Source organism: candidate division KSB1 bacterium, assembly GCA_034506395.1.
Classification (GTDB): domain Bacteria; phylum Zhuqueibacterota; class Zhuqueibacteria; order Thermofontimicrobiales; family Thermofontimicrobiaceae; genus Thermofontimicrobium.
In genome coordinates this window covers 68,416-86,975 of sequence record JAPDPQ010000001.1, presented here as the reverse complement: position 1 = coordinate 86,975, position 18,560 = coordinate 68,416, and the positions used below count along the sequence as shown (strand labels likewise).

General features: G+C 46.0%; 13 protein-coding genes. 3 read left to right on the top strand and 10 right to left on the bottom strand.

Annotation, left to right across the window (positions count from 1 at the left end; all coding sequences use genetic code 11):
• Positions 1–6: 6 nt before the first annotated feature.
• Both ONB37_00370 and ONB37_00365 read left to right on the top strand, forming a co-directional pair.
• A complete protein-coding gene (locus tag ONB37_00370) occupies positions 7–993 on the top strand; it encodes a hypothetical protein (GenBank protein ID MDZ7398592.1) in 987 nt (328 codons plus the stop codon).
• A 297-nt stretch (positions 994–1,290) separates the two neighbouring features.
• Complete coding sequence (locus ONB37_00365) at positions 1,291–1,803, top strand: nitroreductase family protein (protein ID MDZ7398591.1); 513 nt, start codon at positions 1,291–1,293, stop codon at positions 1,801–1,803.
• Positions 1,804–2,101: 298 nt separating this feature from the next.
• Here ONB37_00365 and ONB37_00360 read toward each other — a convergent pair whose 3' ends face one another.
• From ONB37_00360 to ONB37_00345, 4 genes are all read right to left on the bottom strand, one after another.
• The gene (locus tag ONB37_00360) at positions 2,102–3,466 is read right to left on the bottom strand and encodes a C39 family peptidase (GenBank protein ID MDZ7398590.1); all 1,365 of its coding nucleotides are present in this window, start codon (positions 3,464–3,466) and stop codon (positions 2,102–2,104) included.
• A gap of 507 nt (positions 3,467–3,973) precedes the next feature.
• The gene (locus tag ONB37_00355; GenBank protein MDZ7398589.1) at positions 3,974–5,785 is read right to left on the bottom strand and encodes a M14 family metallopeptidase; all 1,812 of its coding nucleotides are present in this window, start codon (positions 5,783–5,785) and stop codon (positions 3,974–3,976) included.
• A gap of 153 nt (positions 5,786–5,938) precedes the next feature.
• A complete protein-coding gene (locus ONB37_00350) occupies positions 5,939–7,858 on the bottom strand; it encodes a M14 family metallopeptidase (protein MDZ7398588.1) in 1,920 nt (639 codons plus the stop codon).
• Between the two features lie 108 nt (positions 7,859–7,966).
• The gene (locus tag ONB37_00345) at positions 7,967–8,941 is read right to left on the bottom strand and encodes a YfiM family protein (protein ID MDZ7398587.1); all 975 of its coding nucleotides are present in this window, start codon (positions 8,939–8,941) and stop codon (positions 7,967–7,969) included.
• Positions 8,942–9,520: 579 nt separating this feature from the next.
• On the opposite strand from ONB37_00345, the gene ONB37_00340 reads away from it, so the two are divergent.
• Complete coding sequence (locus ONB37_00340) at positions 9,521–9,997, top strand: hypothetical protein (GenBank protein MDZ7398586.1); 477 nt, start codon at positions 9,521–9,523, stop codon at positions 9,995–9,997.
• Between the two features lie 282 nt (positions 9,998–10,279).
• Here ONB37_00340 and era read toward each other — a convergent pair whose 3' ends face one another.
• The 6 genes from era to ONB37_00310 all read right to left on the bottom strand — a co-directional run bounded on the left by era (position 10,280) and on the right by ONB37_00310 (position 18,559).
• Positions 10,280–11,212: a GTPase Era gene (era, locus tag ONB37_00335; protein MDZ7398585.1), complete on the bottom strand. Its 933-nt coding sequence runs from the start codon at positions 11,210–11,212 to the stop codon at positions 10,280–10,282.
• A gap of 80 nt (positions 11,213–11,292) precedes the next feature.
• Positions 11,293–12,726: a proline--tRNA ligase gene (gene proS / locus ONB37_00330; GenBank protein MDZ7398584.1), complete on the bottom strand. Its 1,434-nt coding sequence runs from the start codon at positions 12,724–12,726 to the stop codon at positions 11,293–11,295.
• Positions 12,727–12,957: 231 nt separating this feature from the next.
• The gene (locus tag ONB37_00325) at positions 12,958–13,836 is read right to left on the bottom strand and encodes a hypothetical protein (GenBank protein ID MDZ7398583.1); all 879 of its coding nucleotides are present in this window, start codon (positions 13,834–13,836) and stop codon (positions 12,958–12,960) included.
• A gap of 40 nt (positions 13,837–13,876) precedes the next feature.
• On the bottom strand, positions 13,877–15,046 hold the full coding sequence (hemW, locus tag ONB37_00320; protein MDZ7398582.1) for a radical SAM family heme chaperone HemW: 1,170 nt from the start codon (positions 15,044–15,046) through the stop codon (positions 13,877–13,879).
• Positions 15,047–15,115: 69 nt separating this feature from the next.
• Positions 15,116–16,297, bottom strand: coding sequence for a signal peptidase I (gene lepB / locus ONB37_00315; GenBank protein MDZ7398581.1), 1,182 nt, complete (start codon positions 16,295–16,297; stop codon positions 15,116–15,118).
• Positions 16,298–16,894: 597 nt separating this feature from the next.
• Entirely contained in the window at positions 16,895–18,559 is a 1,665-nt protein-coding gene (locus ONB37_00310) for a hypothetical protein (protein ID MDZ7398580.1), read from the bottom strand.
• Position 18,560 lies beyond the last annotated feature (1 nt).

Sequence of the window (18,560 nt, the reverse complement as noted above, 5' to 3'; positions counted from 1 at the left end):
GCTCAAATGAAAAAAAGAATCGATATCCTCGTATGGACGTTGCTGCTAACTTTTTCGCTCGTTTCGTGTCCAGCCAAACAACAGGATTTGCCATCGAAAATTGAGCGCAAGGTGCTGATGATCATTTTTAACCCGATCATTGAATCCGAAGGAGGCCGTCGTCTCACCGAAGTGATCGGTTGGAACGACCCCGATTCCCTCGCTCTGATTTATCGGAAGGATCTGCTCGAGGTGAGCGACGGTTATCTGGATTATCAAATTGTTCAAAGGTTTGAAGTGGATGAGTATCCAGTGAAAATCGATGGCTTTCGTTATACGGACGAGACTTTTCTGAAGTGCTGGCGAGAGCGGAGCGGTTTTCACCAGCCAGATGGCGTGGATTATCACGCCATTTTTGATGAGTTCGATGTCATCGAAAAGGTCGAGGCTGGGGAGATCGACGAAGTCTGGTGCTTCTCGTTTCCCTATAGCGGTTTTTGGGAGACAACAATGGCCGGTAAAGGCGCTTTTTACTGCAATTCTGATCCCGTGCCGAATACCGAGCACTGTTCGCGCCGATTTATCACTTACGGTTTCAATTATGAACGCGAAGTGGGCTGCATGCTAGAAGATTTTGGTCATGCCACTGAATCGATGCTCAGTCATCTGTTTCGCAACGTTCCAAAAGACCAGAATTATTGGGAACTGTTCACCCTTTATGACAAAATCGCTCCAGGAAAGGCGAATTGCGGCAATGTCCATTTTGCCCCCAACAGCGAAAAGGACTATGATTGGGGCAACCCCCGCTATGTGCTTAGCAACTGTGACGATTGGTACAACTTTCCCAATTTCAAAGGCACGGTACGAGAGGTGAACTGCGAAGAATGGGGTAACGGGGATATGCGGGAACACCATAAGTGGTGGTTCAAACATATTCCGCGGGCCAAAGGTCAGCAAAATGGGATCTATCATCATTGGTGGTATTATTTGGCCGACCCAAATCACATTTTGTGACATTTTTCAAATTCGGCATGGAGGAAGAAAGTGGATTGGTCATCAGCAGCGAGAGTTCATTCATCAGCGTTTTTCCCAAAAGGATCAAAATTCCCCTGTCAGTCAATCAAATTGAAAGTTAAACATGTGCCATTGGCACTGCGAAAATGAATGTTAGAAAATTTATAATCTCCAATTGGGAGATTGGATAAATAATAAGAAAGAACTTTCCAAGCCCTAACATCTGTCATTTTGAATGACTAATAACAGTTCGGTCTTTGAACAAGACGATTACCCATACCAGAAAAGGAGCGAGCCATGGAATTTTTTGAACTCATTCAAAAGCGTTATTCAGTACGTGCATATCAACAAAAACCGGTAGAGGATGACAAGTTAAAAAGAGTGCTTGAGGCGGCGGTGCTGGCGCCGACAGCGGCAAATCGCCAGCCGTTTCGATTGATTGTGATCCACACGCAGGGTAAGGAGGCAGAGCTGAAAAGGTTGTATCATCGGGATTGGTTCAGTCAGGCGCCGCTGGTAATTGGCATTTGTGCGGTGACTTCCGAGGCATGGGCCCGCATCGACGGAAAAAATTACGCAGAAGTGGACGCTACCATTGCCATGGATCATCTGATCTTGGCAGCGGCTGATCTGGGTTTGGGAACCTGCTGGATTGCAGCCTTTAATCCTCAAGTGGCAAGAGAAATCCTCTCCCTGCCAGCGGATGTCGAACCGATCGCTTTTACACCGCTGGGCTATCCAGCCGACCAACCGAAACCCAAAAGGCGCAAGCCTCTCGAAGAGTTGGTGTATTACGAAAAGTGGGGATAATACTGGAGCAAAATCCATTGGAGAAAAAATTCTTTAGCGAGAAGCTTATCACCTCAGTGAACCACCTATTCATTGAATGAATGGAATCGCCTGATGTCAGCCAAGCTTGCCGGGGCGATTCCATTTTTTTAATCGCTTTTAGGAAAAATTTTTCAGAAAGATTCCCAAATTGAATGGTCGGCTAGCGATTGACCCAATCTGAGCGTTGTCAGATTGCGCGACATCATCCCCCCAATCTGTTCCAATTCGACAATCATAGATGAAATGAATAATCGATGACAAAGTGGATTTACGTCGATCAGCGGAGTATGACCAATCGGACTGTGGCGATCTTTTGGTCCTCAAATCGAAGCCGCGAGAAATAAACACCGCTTGGCAATAGTCGACCTGCTTCGTCCCTGCCATCCCATTGCTTTTCATAAGAGCCAGAAGGCTGGAATTCATTGATCAAAGTAATTAGCCGTTCGCCCAACAAATTATAAATGCACAGTTCCACATCTCCCGCTTGATCCAGTTGATAGCGCAGAGTAGTACTGCTGTTAAACGGGTTTGGGAAATTCGGATACAATGTAAAACACGTTGTGGGAGCTTGTTGGCCGGGATGCTTGACGACAACAGTGGTGGCAGTGGTACTATCCTTCAAAAAGAACGTATATGCGACCCCTCCCTTATCGAACCAGGAATGGGAGAGGTCAGTCTTGTTAAATATATGGGCATAGCCATCGTAAGTTCGAGCCGGATCGTGCACGATGGGATCGCCATTGGAGGTGAACCCAGCAAGCATCACCAGATGACCTTCGTAGAGTGGTTTACCGATGGACATCCCGATGCGCCCGCCTTTGGCTAATACCTCCCTCGCCTGACTCCAGCTCCGATACCGCGTAACAGTGCCCACCAGGCCATATTCGGATGCGTTCTGGACCACCCGAGGCCAGACCCCGAACATCTTCCAATAAGGGTCATAAGTATCCCAGGCGAATTGGAGCGGATCCACTGGAATTTTGTAGCTTAATAAAATCATTGAAACGGTGGTGGGTGAACAAATGCTCCCCCCGATCTCATTCGAAAGACGATATTGGGCTAAAAAGGTGGTGGGAATGAAAATTTGCTCTGGTTTGTCCGCTAATATGGAGGTGTAATCGAGATTTTGAGTTGTACGGCTGTCACTAACGAACAGCGATAGCAGTGAGAGAGTTGGAGAAGTTACGACGCCAGGATTTCGCTTCAGCTCAACTGCAAACTGCCATTGGTCTGTGTAATAGTACAGATCAAGAATATCCACATCGATCCAGCCGCCACTGAAATGGGTGGTTTTCGAGGGCCAAAGATTGGCCTTCCAATAACCGACATCCAGCCAAGGGGACCAACCATTGAGATAGGGCACTCGAATGAGTACCCGGAATCCACCGCTGTCGCCTGGAGCCGAGCCGTTCCACGACGGCAGCCCAATATTGAACGGGTACTGGGAACGCTGCGGATTCAAAATAAGATAACCGACTAAAGCACCATCGACAAGTTGTACCCCTTCACCATCGTGTGTCGCTGTAATATTACTGATCAATTCTGCGTTGAGCACTAGCGAGTCCGCTGAGCGGATGATATATTGTTGATCAGGGTAGGGGATAACTTGCGCCAGAGTGAAGCTTCCAAAAAAAGCTATCACGATTGTAACCGTGAGAAAAAAACAGATCCTTTGCATTCCTAATTTTCGATTCACCAGCAAAATTCCCTAGTTTGCCTCAATTCGTCGCTTTGGTTGGATGATTTTTGAGTGATTCAACATAAAAAGACTTCGTGTCGAATCTTTTTGAATCTAAAAGTTTTTTGATTTGCAGGAGCGCCAATCTCAATCCAGAGCCTTATCCCGATTTTTGGGAGAATTATGTCTCATCATCAGCCATTTGATGCGAAGCTTTTTCAAAATGAAAAAATTTCGAATCGATACAGGCATCTCCTTTTCCAGTGGATCCCTGCATACGCAAGCTTGACAGCCAGAACTGAACTAACCTGAAATCCTAAAATGAAAAATATAAAACAAAATCACTCCATGAAACCAAAAAAAAGACCACACACACTCCCTGATACTCGAAAATTCGTTCATTTTGTGTTTTCAGATGGCAAGTATCTTTAACGGGGATTCATTTTAAAGCATTAGGTCATAAAATCGCTTTCATTTCAAGACAATCTCTTTAGTGTGTTTTCCACCCTTGAGACAATCGAGCCGAACGGTGATTTTACCGTTTCCTTCGACCAAAAAGTCATATTGAACTTCAGCTCTGCCTGGGATGCCGTGAGTGAGCTTGAGATTCTTCAAATCTTTTTGATCGATGAGATCGACGTCGCTGTCTTGCGCTTGTAGAAAGTAACGACGAAATCGCTCGGGGACTTGGGTGAGCTGAAAATCTTTATTGATGCCTGCCGCTAATACTTTCACCTTGCCATCGATGGAAAGGATGTCGGGCCGCTGCACTTTGTTTTGCGATGCTGCAGCCGAAATGGTGGGCATGAGTCGCTCGTTATAAAGCGTTACTTTCACCCGAAAGAGGTTTCCTGAAATTTTTTCCGCATTCACGGATTTGATAACGGGCAGTGGCATTTCATAGGCGTGCAACAGGCAGAACGCCATGTTGCGGTGACACAACTCTTCAAGCAGCCAGCTCGGTGGTACGCGACCGCTGAGTTTGGTCCGATCGCGATCGATCGTCACCTTGCCCAATTGGGGATGGTCGATTTCGTGCATTGGAATGACCGTATTGTCCATATCAATGTATCGATCGAAAAACTCCTCTTCATCATCGCTGGTCCTCCCATCTTTGTCCAAATCAGCTCGCGATGTCCAAAGTTCATTCGAGAATGAATAGATTCCGAGCATATCGTGGGTGAAATCGATGAAACCACCCCAGACCGCATACAGATCGCTCCAGATCACGATGTAACGATAGTTCTCAATGATCTTCTCGCCCTTTTTGCCGATCTCATCATAAACTGAAAGGTCGGCCTGTTGGTACTCCCCGTGTTGCTGGATGCCGGGCCCGCGCAAGATCATGCCGCCAGAATTATGAAAGGCCTGAACCCCAGCGATATTTGGATGCTGATAGAGAAAGTCCCGGATCAGCCGCGATTCGACCCAGGTGAATGGGTAGTCGCCTGAGCCCATTTGGATCGACTTGGGCTGCCAATAGGAACCGAAATCGCGGTTCGGATCATAGCCTCCGCCACCGTCTTCGTTATAGCGACCATCCTCATCGTTATCAATTCCCTCGGTGGCAACAAATTTATACTCACCGATCTCATCCGGCTTGCCTTCGATATTCTTTTTTATCGGTATCAGGCAATCACCTTTATCGCTCAGCCGATGTGTCCCCTCACCTGGCTTCACTTTTATGAACATGACTCCAACTTCTCCGTCTCCATCCAGGTCCTCGGGAGGGTCCTCATCATAGAGCCCATCATTATCTTCGTCATAAGGGAATTGGCCTGACCGCGCTGCTCCACCTAAATGGAGCCATAAGTCACGACCATCTGGGTTCACTGATGGAAAAATGTAAAACACCCGTTCATCTACGATCTTTTTGACATAGTCATTATAGGGATAATTTTCCATCAGATACCAGATTGTATAGAGACAAACCTCCCCACCTTGCACTTCATTGCCGTGAATATTGGCATCGATGTACATTGCGCATTTGTTTTGCTCTTCCCCGGTGTCGGGATTATTGATGGTCATATACCATAGCTCCCGGCCCTGGAACGATTTGCCAGCGCTTCTGAGCTTGAGAAATTTGGGGTAGGTCCGTTCTAATAATCGGAGTGCCTGCTCCATCTCTTTCCAGTCATAATAGCGATTGAACTGCAAATTGACCTTGCGAGTGTTCCATTTGCGTGGAAGATAATTTTGACCGAAGACGCTATTTTGTCCAAACGACACTACGAAGGTGATCGCCAATAGCCAGCGAGCAAATCTTATTATTAGGGTATCCATCTGATCTTCCTCTTCAAATTTTGGTCAAATCATATCCTGCTTTTGGATGCAAAAAGCGTGAACGCTCGTTTGAAAATTATTATCGTCGAGTAGGTAATGGACGATCCGCATGGTAAAATAGCTTTTAGTTGAATGGAGCTAAATCAGGAAATTTTACTTTAAGCGGACCGTTCGGATCTGCCGGCCACCACCTTTGGGTGCCCAGAGGCTAATGTCGATCTCTCTGCCAGAAGGTGAGATGATCATCCATTTATATTCCTTTTCCTCTGCAGGAGCCAGTGTAGGCAATTCGTATCGTTTGGAGCCGCCAAACAGTTTCATGGATTTGTCATCGGAAAATTTTAATTGCACCATGATTGGATTCACGTTGCGGCTCTGTTGCCCCATGGCTGTGGCATAGGGAAATTTGCCTCGATTGATGGCCTTGACTTTCACTCTAAAGACATTATCGCCGAGCTTTTCCACTTCTGGTCTTGTTAATTCGATTTCAGCAAATTGGTCGGCCAAATAGAGGGCGAACTTGGCATGGCTTTCGACCAATGGTTTGATTTGTTCGGCCACTGGGTTAACTCGCAGATAAGGCTGGAAACCACCGATCTCGATCTCCCCTAATTGCGGATGTTGAAACTTTGTCCAATTAACAAAGCCGAGGCCGTTATTCTGTTTGTCGATCCAAGTGAGCCACTGGTGATCCGCAGTAGCCTCTGACTTTTGATTGGGACTACCGCTTTGGCCGAGCCGTCCAGCTCGCTGCGGCATCATCAAAGAAGCTGCCTCTCGGGGTTGAGGGGAAGGCTGATCCTGTGGAGCTGTCTTTTGCTGGAGCGAATCCGATTTTGCCCCAGATTCTTTTCTCACTGACCAAAGATTAGCTGAAAAAGTTGGGACTCCATATTGAAAATAGCCCCATTCGAGCAGGGATCCAACTGGTTTCTCGGAAGCAGCGCTCTCAATCCCTGTTATTTTTTTATATTGCTGACTCACTTTTTTGAACAGCGGCAAGTCTTTATCATCTGTTTTGCGCGGTTGAGGGTCTTGGGCAGGCGGCTGTGACGGGCCAGCTTGTTGACTCCGTCGGCGAAAAACGAAGACCTGTTGTATTGACGATTCCTCAGGAGCAGGTCTTACCGTTTGGGTAGGCTGGCCGCATTCGATGCCTGGTTCCGCTGCCAAATTGTCGTATTTGGAAAACAGAAATATCGCACAAATATTCTGGCGCGGCTTGGTCTTCGCCGCAGGGTCATAGCGATTCATATAATCGATTAGCGCTCGCGTTTCGACTTCCGAGGCTGGATAGACCTGATACCCTTGCACTGGGTAGCCAAAATTATGCGGGAAGTTGCGATTGATGTTGAATCCACCAGGTCCATCTTCGTTGTACTTTTCATCTCCGTCGTTATCGATCCCCTCTGGATAAACCTGATAAAGGCTGTCCAATGGCGAATCAGGTTGTTTTTTGACCATAAGTCGGCCGTCCTGTTTGTCGATCACCCAGTCGCCTTTTTTATCTTTCACCCGCATTAAAGTAATCAACCCATCGCCGTTGAGATCCTCAGGACCATCCTCATCGACTTGCCAATCGAAATCATCGTCATAAGGCCTCAAGTTTCCGTTGTGCTCTCTCAGCGGTTTTCCGAAAAATAGTTCTGCTCCATCTGGATTGAGGCGTGGCACAATATAAAATGTCCGTTGATCCAATAGGCGCGTGACGGTCGAATCTTTGCCGTAGTTGGTAATCAAATATTCAGCAATCCCTAACGCCACTTCGCTGCCGATGAGATGATCGCCTTCGGCATTGCCACAGATAAGCAGTGCAGGCTTTTCCTGTGCCGGTTTGCCCTGGCGACCTGAAATTTGGAGCGCCCAAATATCCCGTCCCCCCAAAGTCTTACCCAAAGAACTTAATTGAACGATCTGGGGGGCGCGGCCCACTAATTCATTTATAGCTTTGCTCAACGCTTCGTAATGATGATACCCTATGGTTGGATTGGATGTCGCTCCCAAAGGCAGCGGCCAGTTCAATACCATGAACAGGAGTAACGCTAAGCAAAGGATGCTTAATAAAGCTTTCATTGACAATTCCTCCGTCAAAAACAAGTCATCAAATGCAAAAAGCTCGTTGAATTTTCTTATAGAGAATATCCAGATCCGCCGGGGATTCCGTTTGAGCAACCGAGCATGTTAGAAATAAAACGGATAGAATTTCTGGTTCGGCCGGAACTTGAGAGCAAAACCGGGGAAATGGAAATGATTTAATATTCGCTTTATATAACGCATAGTTGGGGATTTACCCCAGGGTAAATACTGCCAATTGATATCAGGAGCAAGGAACAACTCGATATCTCCGCGTGCCGGTTTCGACACGCTGTAACCTAATGACCAGCAGAGCCAAGCAGGATAATAGCTTTTCATTTGGGCAGGCAAAAGATCATGGACCCGAATCGCCAACCAGAAGGTCATCCCAGGATAATCTTTAATGAACGTCGGTTCCTGGTTGGGAAAATGCGAGGGATGATAGCTAAATTTGAGTTGGACGATGCTGAGCCAAGGCAGCCTTTCTCTAAGAATTGGCGAAAAAGCACCGAGTTCGTTCGCAGTAAAATCAGCCAGGCTAAAACCCCAGTCCTTGAAAAAGCCATCGTAAATCTCGATCTCCAGCATTAGCAAAGAACTCAGAATTGGGCCGATCCAGCGACTGGTTGCATCATTAAAACCGATCCAGCGACTGATGAAGTAGAGTTGTTCGGAGAGCAGTTGCGCCGAAAAATAGTGCCCCAACTTATCCATGTGCCCGTAAAGAGTATCGTGCCAACCAAAATCCAAATACCCGTAGGTCCTGCGCCAGCCCTGGTAAAAATGGAACCGCGTTCGTTCATTCTGCCACCAAGCTTGTTTGAACGGCTGATACGCAGCATAATTAAGCGCGATCAATGCCAGGCTGGATCCCATCAGTCGTTGGCGATGAATTAGATGGTTAGGCATCTGAATCGACGCCATTTCCGAAGCACTTCGCCCTTGCTTCGTGATTTCTGAAGCCATGAAATCAGCAACGGGAGAGGAAATGATCGTGCTGGTGCTATCTTTCGCATTAGAAACCCAAACAGCAGCTTGATTGGAATTTTGGGCCACTCCCACGCTAATCCAAAAGATCAGCATGATGATTATGATCAATGAGCTATGAGGTTCGAAGGTTCTCATCGAGACGATGAATTATGTTAATTTTATTAGATCGGCTGAAATGGCGTTAGTCTTTCATCAGCGGTCCTGGTGGATTATGACCGATATGATAGACCTGCGGGCGACTGATCTTCGCCCAGTTTTTTATCGCTCAGGATCAAAAATGAGTTATTTTTGATAATAAATCCTTTTCGTCGAGAGATTGAGTCGATTTTAAATTAACAAAATTTCTGTAAAAATCAAGTACTTTTTCTGAAGCCCAGCCGTGGATATGGCAAAAGTGAAGCAGCTATTTAGTTTTTTTAATTAGCAGCATTTCTATTGAGAATTGTTGAAGATGGAATAATATTTGTATTGGTCTCGGAATGACCTGATCATAGATGCATCGCTTCAAAGCGGCAATTACAATTTGGTTAAGAAGCCGTCATTGATAGGTTGATGCTATTTAAATCATGTAAAATTTTGTTGGAAAATTTAGATAAGCTTAGTATATTGCTCTATTAATTTTGCTGGTGACAGATTAGATCTAAATATATTTGATCGCCTCAGGAGAAAAAGATGGATCCTCAAATTTTCGATTTGACCGAACAGTTGTTGCAAAAAGAGACAGATTTTGTCGTCCCTGTGAAGAAAATCTGGTTGATGTTGAGCTTAATGGGCAAATTGGACGATGTGGGTTTCGAGAGTTTTTCGATGATGTTGCGTGCTGACCAGCGGTTCGAAATTTTTGAAGAAGAAGTGTCAGAGTTGAGAAACGATCAATTGGATGATTTGGAAGAGGTTGGCTTTTTTATGGGGCCTCGGGTAATGCTAAAAAGCCGAAAGCCTTCTCGAAGGGAAATGGGGGCATTGTTGCTTAAAAGAACTGCTTTGATTTACGAGAATCTGAAGAAACTGTGGGAGCATCATCATCTGTACAGCGAAGAGGAGCAAGATCAATTGCTTTATGCTCTTGCCAGCACGCAGAAGCTACTCAAAGCCCTTATTGCAGAATTTCCCGAATGCGATACCGAGGAACTGAAAGAGGAGGACTAACAGAGCTCAGCTATCAATAATTATACTAGAAGCCACGTGGCGAATAGCTGAAAATAGATATCACTACGGAATACGGGCTGGCCAAAATGCCAATCTGAGATCAATTAACTCACTAAGAAGTTTTGCGTTTTTTGGGGAAGCACGATTTTCGGGTTCTACGATTTCAACTTCTGTGAATTGATCCTATATTACCTTCGTCGCAGAAGAAAAATTTTCAGATTGACAGACAAATTCAAGTGAGAGATTGGAAACCGCGGATTTATTCAGACAGTTTTGAGGCAATCAACTAAATCCCAGCTCTCTCAAAACCGTTTCTTTCTGACGCCATTTCTCTTTCACCTTCACGAATAATTCGAGATAAACTGGACGGCCCAAGAATAGTTCGATTTCTTCTCGAGCGAGCTGTCCCACTTGTTTCAGTGCCATCCCCTGTCTGCCGATGATGATGGCTTTCTGAGAATCCCGCTCCACATAGATCACTGCCCGAATGTAATCTTTGCCTTGTTCGCGCTCTTTGAATTCCTCTATGGTGACGGCCGTTGAATAGGGGATTTCTTCGCCATACTTCTCAAAGATTTTCTCGCGGATCAGCTCCGCCACGAAAAACCGCTCCGGCTGGTCGGTGATCATGTCTTCAGGATAGAAGGGAAGACCAACGGGCAAATATTTGAGCAGCAATTGTTGGAGGCGATCCAAACCATCGAGTTTGAGCGCTGAGATAGGAATGATTTCATCCAGCCGAAATGCTTGCGAATAAGCAGCGATCATCGGCAGCAATCGGTCTTTTGGGATAAGATCGATTTTGTTGATCGCGAGAATGATCGGCTTTTTGTGCTTAACGAGTTCGGAAAGCATCGATCGATTCGGTTCGGAGATTGATTCTTCTGGCTCGATCATGGCCAGAAGGACATCCGCCTCAGAGATGGCTGTCCTCGCTGCTTTGACCATCTTTTCCTGCAACTTATAGCGAGGGATCAACAGCCCCGGGGTATCGAGAAAAATAATTTGATGATCAACCCCTGTGACGATGCCCAAAACGCGATGTCGGGTGGTCTGAGGCTTTGGCGTCACAATCGAAAGCTTTTGACCCAAAAGCGCATTCATTAGAGTTGATTTGCCCACATTGGGAGGGCCTATCAGTGCCACATAGCCTGCCTTGAAATCCGAACCGATATTCAAGCTCGTGGCCGATTGAGGCTGTTGATTCTTGTTCATTTTCATCCTGATAGTTTCTCAAATTTTGATTGCTTATCCCGATCTATGGATCGAAGACTCGCAGCATCCGTAAACCATAATCAATAGGCTTTTGCAGCGAGGACCCGTTCGCGAGAGGGCGCGCCACATAATAGGCATTTGCCTGGCTCTCGATAGGGATTATCCAAAGGAATACATCGAATGGTCGCTTTCGTCTCTTCTTGCAGCCGATCTTCGCAACTGGTGTTGCCGCACCAATGCATCCAGAAAAAGCCCCCTGGCTCTTCGATCTTTGTTTTGAACTCCTGATAATCGTCAATCACAAAGCTATTATCCTCGCGAAATTTCAAAGCGCGTTTATAGAGCTGATGATGCATTTGATCGAGTGTCTTTTCGATCATGGAAGATAAATTATCCAATGAGACCGAAACCTTTTCCCCTGTATCGCGTCTTACCAGCACCACTTGAGAATTTTCTAATTCTTTTGGTCCGATCTCAAGTCGAATCGGGATTCCAAGCTGCTCGCCCTCATTGAATTTCCAGCCTGGTCGATAGCCCTCTCGATCATCCACTTTGAAGCTGAATTTGCCATTCCAAGCAATGGTAATTTTCTCGATATATTCGAGAATCTCATTGCGCTCTTGCTCTCCCTTCGTGATGGGGATGATGATGAGCTGAGTAGGCGCCAGCTTCGGAGGCATGATGATTCCATTATCATCTCCATGGGTCATGATGATCGCGCCGATCAATCGCGTAGAAACGCCCCAACTGGTGGCATAAACATATTTGACTTCCCCATTTTTGTCCTGAAAGGTCACATCGAACGCCTTGGCAAAATTTTGGCCCAGATTATGAGAGGTGCCAGCCTGAAGTGCTTTCTTATCTTGCATCATGGCTTCGATACAATAGGTTTGAACCGCGCCAGCGAACCGTTCCTTTTCCGTTTTGATCCCTTGAATCACTGGGATCGCCATATAATCCTCGGCAAATTTGGTGTAAATCCTGAGGATTTTGAGCGTCTCTTCCTGGGCTTCTTCCGCAGTGGCATGAGCAGTATGTCCCTCCTGCCAGAGAAATTCTGTGGTGCGGAGAAACAGCCGAGTCCGCATCTCCCAGCGGACCACATTGGCCCATTGATTGATAAGAATCGGAAGATCGCGGTACGACTGGATCCAATTTTTATACATGCTCCAGATGATGGTCTCCGATGTCGGCCGAATATAGAGGGGTTCCTCCAATTTCTTGCCACCGCCATGGGTTACCACTGCGCATTCTGGAGCAAAGCCTTCTACATGTTGCGCCTCTCGCTGCATAAAACTCTCAGGAATAAACAATGGAAAATAGGCATTCACATGTCCGGTTTCTTTGAACATCCGATCCAATACTGCCTGTATCTTTTCCCACAGCGCATAGCCGTTGGGTTTGATCACCATGCAGCCCTTCACCGGGGCATAGTCCGCTAATTGTCCCGCAGCAATTACATCTGTGTACCAACGCGAATAGTCCTCAGAACGTTTTGTGATTCCTTTGGCCATTGAATTGATTGATCCTCCTCATTAACAAATTTTCATGATCTATCGCTCAAGCCAGAGAGCGGAACAGAATACTGGCTCGGAAAATATTGCAAAATAGTTTTAATAGTTATATCAATTAGGTTCATCATTTCATGCTAAAGCGCTTCACCAAAACTAAGACAGACGCCCTTTGCATAATGCGATTTAGAGTCTACCATTCACCCATCATCTGGCTACTCATCGAATCGCTTTTTATTCAGATAGTGCTGGACATTGATCGATGGATTCCAGCAATTTTTGTTCGATTTGATAATAGCAGAGCTCTGGGCTGGGGAATGCCTTTAAACAAAATAATTCACGGCTTCGTTCCCATTGGGGTCGTGACTTGTCGATCACATCCACCAACATCCCCTGATCGCAGTGCAAACATTTGGTCGGTTGGCGATCGAACGCGATGGTGGTTCGTTTGGTCACCAGCGCCTGACTGTTGGTCCAGGTCGGCTTATTGGAACGGTGCAAAAATTCTACACCATTTATTTTTTTAAACAGCAAGCGACCTTCGTTTAATGTGACTTTCGCCCGAAACTCCAGCTTGTCCCCAGGCGCCAATTGAAACCGCTCCTGCTGATCCGGGAAAAGGAGCGCGTAACAATGATCTTCCCAGTGAGTCCTATCAATGAACGCTTCATTGAAATGGACGAAATAGCCGTTCAATTCCAGGTGGCTGCCGTGCTGATGAATGATCTTCGTTAATCCTGGCTTGACGGAAACAACGACCCCTTGAATTTCCAAATTTTTATCCTGAATGGTTTCCAGCCAGTCTTCAAATTCCTCTAGCTCATTCAAAAAATGCGAATATTGCTCCTGCGAGAGCAATAGTGTTGGGAAATTATGAATCTTTTCATCGAAATAATACCGACAGCCGAAGCATTTTCGACCCACATAGTTGAACCCTTTGGTGCATCGCTGCCCCTTATTGAGTAACTGACAGCGCCAGCGGAACGAAAGGCATCCCTGAGGGTAGCAATTTTTCACTCGCATGACATGATATACCGAGACGTGATGCTCAAATTTGGCATGCTCCGATGACTTGCACTTAAAAACATCCGATCGTTTATACGGATTGAACATAGCGATGCTCCCTAGTTCGGGATTGGATTTAAATCGACAACTACAAGGCGTCAGTTAGGCGCTGGCAGATCTCATCAAATAGCACAAATCCCCCTGGCGTCAGTTTTAAATGATGCTGCTGCAATTGCAACAGTTCACCGTCCCGATGCCCTGCGAACTTTTCCAACACGTTCTGAAATGTCGGAAGAAACGAGACAGAAAATTTTGCTTCAAAATCGTTCAGGTCGATTCCTTTGCTCGTGCGGAGGCCGAGATAGATGAATTCGATCATCTGTTGCAGCGGTGTGAGCTGTTCATGCCCTGCAACAGGCAATTTCGCTCTTTTTATCTGATCCAAATAGCTATGCAGCGAATCGACATTCCATTGGCGTAGGTTTCCCAAATAAGAATGTGCCGCTGGACCAATCCCCAGATAATAGCGGCCGTTCCAATAATTCATGTTATGTCGACATTCGAAACCTGGCTTCGAGAAATTCGAAATTTCATATTGGTGGTAGTTTGCAGCGGCCAAAGTTTCGATGCTCCAGAGATACATGTGGCGTTGGGTCGTTTCGCTGAACGGCCGTATTTTCCCTGAACCAATGTGCTCATGCAACCGAGTTCCTGGCTCGATGGTCAAGCCATACACGGAGAGGTGCTTGGGATGAAACGAAATGGCGCGCTGCAAATTTGATTGCCACTGCCTTAGCGATTGATTGGGAATGGCAAAGATCAAATCTAAATTGACATTATCGAACCCAGCCTGATCGGCCCATTCGATGCTCCGCTCTGCCTGCTCCGCGCGATGAATTCGTCCCAGCCGTTGCAATTCGGAATCGGAAAAAGATTGAATCCCCAGGCTGAGGCGATTGATTCCGAGGGAGCGGAACGCTTTCAATCGTTCCAGCGATAAAGTCTCAGGGTTGGCCTCCAGTGTCATTTCAGGATCGCTGACCCAACGAAAACAGTGATGAGCTTGTGCTAACAATTGCTCAATCGCTTGTTCTGATAATACCGATGGGGTGCCACCTCCAAAGTAGAGTGTCTCAAACTCAGCTTCGCCAAACACTGGGTGAGCCTGGTACATTGACATCTCTTGTCGGGCTGCGGCGATGTATTGTTCAATTTCAGTTGGACTAGCGCGTTCTGAGTAGAAATCACAATAGTCGCACTTTTTCAGGCAGAACGGCACATGAATATATAAACTGGCTGTCACAACGGAAGATGCCATCGAATCTCTTTCTACCCAGCTTGTTCTCGACGCTGGAGGAGTGTGTTCAACTTTGCTGGGCGGATTTAATTAGCGAATGATATCGGTGATCCTTGCCCAGCGGACCTTCTTAAAAAATTTATACAAGGGTAAACGCTGATCCCAGGAAAAATAGATAATCAGCGCCTGTCCTACAACATGATCGCGCGGCAAAAAACCCCAACTGCGGCTGTCGGCGCTGTTGTCCCTGTTGTCTCCCATCATGAAAAGATAGTCGTCTTTGAATGTATATTCATCGGTCGGCGTCCCATTGATCCACAGCTTGCCCTGACGCCATGTCACCTCATTTTTCTCATAATCCTCGATGATCTTCTGATACAGGTGATAATTGTCCTGATTGATCTTGATTTTCGCACCTTTTTTGGGAATCCATAATGGCGCGAAACTATTATTATTGGCTAACGGTTGTGGGGACTCATAATAGTCAACTTCAAAAGCACTGCCCTGAAGATCGGTGATCAAGTAACGATATTGGTATTGTTGCTTTGTCTGCTGATAGGCTTTATTAAGCAATCTGGCACTGCCACCAGGCTGATTATCGATAAAAATTTCGTTTTGACGCATCTCGACAATTTTGCCATTCGGACCAATAATTGGCCCAAAATTTTGCGGCACGTAGCCGATGTTTTCATAAAGGCGGATCGTATATTTTTTGCCATTATTCCGATGAATTTGATAGTAGAGCACGTAGACTCCTTCGTCTGGATCATATGCGCGTTTCACGAACGTCGATTGGCCCTCGGGTTGTCCATCGACAAAAACAGTGCCATTCCGAATTTCGATAGTCTGACCCCCAACAGCGATACAGCGCTTGATGTAATCGAGCTTTTTATCTAACGGATATTTGAATACCACGATATCGCCCGGCTTGGGTTCTCTTAAACCAGGCAAGCGGCCATATGGAATGCGAATATTCAGCAAAGGAATAAATTCTGGAGTGCGGACGCCATAGATAAATTTATTAACCAATAAAAAATCGCCAACCAAAAGAGTATCCTTCATTGAGCCAGTAGGAATGCGAAACGCTTGAACGACCAAAATCCTCAAGATCATTGCGGCCACAAATGCCACCAAGACCGCTTCAATATATTCACGCAACTTGCTTTTCTTGCTAGCTTCCCGACGCCGGCGTTTCGCTTCCTGACGCTTTCGATACCATTGCAATAAAGATTGAATAAACCCAGTAGAATTTTGCTTCCTCATTTCTACCATATTTTCCTCAATATGTCTTGATTTAAAAATTCGCTGTCTGAAGTTCCAAAAAACTGACTTTTATACTCATGAGTTGAACGCAGAGTTCAAATTCATCTCAATCAGAATTCAGCCGCATTGGATTATGCTGACTGCATGATTTAACGAACACAACCAATTGGATTGTTCGCGTGTTCATGTTTAATGATTTATGGGGAATATCATCGGATTAAAAGACCTAAAGATATCGACAAGTGCAGAATGAGTTGTAGCAGGGCAATACCCATTCGATCTTACAATGAATGGTTATTGGTTCACTGCCGCAATTTATCTAATGCAAAGACCAATCAATGAGATTTCCCGCAAATTATCAGTTCTCCTGACCCAATGGATTTTGCCCTCGACACAATCGAAGCAGCTTGAAATGTCGCTGTCATGCTTGCAAATGTAAGAATCTATTAGCTCGCTAAAATTATCGATGGTAGCACTTTCTGCATTGGAGCAGTGCAAATGTCGAATCAAAATTTATTTTGCATAACTCAATTGTCAAATGGCTCGCTGTGCTATTTCACTTTAAAATTGACCTGAATGACCGATAAGCGGCCGGTGAATGTGGCCCTAAAATTCCCATTCCGTCTTTTGAATTTTTTGAGCTGCCCCTAACAGCGCAACCAGCGCGATAATGAGACAGACAGGCACTACTGCCCCGACAAGCAGCCAGAGTAGTATTTCAGTAGAAATTTGCAATTCGACGCCGAAACCATAAATTGCGATCACCATAGCAGTAAGCGCTAAAGCTGCAAGGCCCAAAATTGGACTGGCAGCAGGACTCAGCATCCGTTTTGGATGATCCCAATCAAATCGGGCGAAGTGGCTGGCGATGTAAAGTCCCAACGCACAGCACGCAGCAGTGATACATGAGGTAATAATGAATGCCACTGCAACGAGTTGACCAAAATCATGCGCACGAACTGCATGAAAGATCACTGCTACCCAGGTAATTCCCATACTCAGTAACCAGGCAAGAGAAAATTTGCCTGCGATGATTCGTAGGGCAGGCTGGGGAACCAATTTGGTGATCCAAAACGATTTGCTTTCGATGGGGATGAGCCGAGAGCTGATATGTCCAGCAAGGATACCGCTGAACAATATAATGAAAATATAACCGCTCCAAGTTGCAATCTCGGGATCCGGTTCGTTGCGCTGCTGCATTGCAGCGATGATCACCATCATCACTCCCAGCATGGCAATGCTGATAAAATGTCGGGTGTCTCGAACTAACAAGCGAAGGTCGCGGCGCAAAACCGAACCAGCGACTCCAGATATGAGCGATCGGCTCGGTTGCGCCGAAGCGGTTAATGTGGACCGAGATGAAACCTTCTTCTTCAATCGCATCGTCGCCGCTCCAATGATAAAACCCTCTCGAAAAACATGGTGACTGAGCTGAATCGCGAGGTAAAACAAACTGGCAACAACCAATAAGAGCGGCAATAGGTCCAGGACGACCAGGCGAAGATTGCCATTAGCCAGCTCAAATAACGACCGTGCCGCCCAGGTGGAGGGCAAGTGATTGAACACCTCGTAATGGGAAACCTGTTGCAGTTTTAACAACGCATCTGGATTGAAATCCGCCGAATTCCTATCGAAACTGGACGCACGAACCGATTGCAAGGCCAACCATAGCAGGAGCGACGCGACGCCTAAGATGACGGCCAATAGTTCTCTGGCACGACTGGGTTGGATTATTTTTGCAATCACCAAGGCCGAGAGAAAAGCGAGGCAGATTGGCACAGCAAGGAATAGCACAGCGACAATGAGCATTAACGGATAATAGTACCATTGGGCCGAACTGATCATTCCATAAGAAATAAAAACTGGGATCGCCATGAAGAAAAAGAGTGACGAATTGGCAAATATGGCCTCAATGAGCTTCGCGCTGAAAATCGTTCGGTTAGAAATTGGCGAACTCATCAACAATGGCAAATCGGTGGCGATGAACAGGTAATGAAGGGTTAATGTGTTTCCAATGATAAATAAATAGAAGAAAAAACCAAGCAAAGTGATCAGAATAAAATTTTCAACCAAACCACTGCGAACGCCGTCTGCCGCTTGCAAAGAAGAGAGGATTTCATAAATCCAGTTAAAAATGAATAAAAAGAACACCCCCCCGCCGAGCAAAGCCAACCAGCTTCGGGCTCGTCGTTTGCCTGAGCCGCGTAGAAAACTATTGCGTGCGATTTGCAATTTGGTTTTTAAGAGCAACGCAAGCTGATGAAAGTTCATG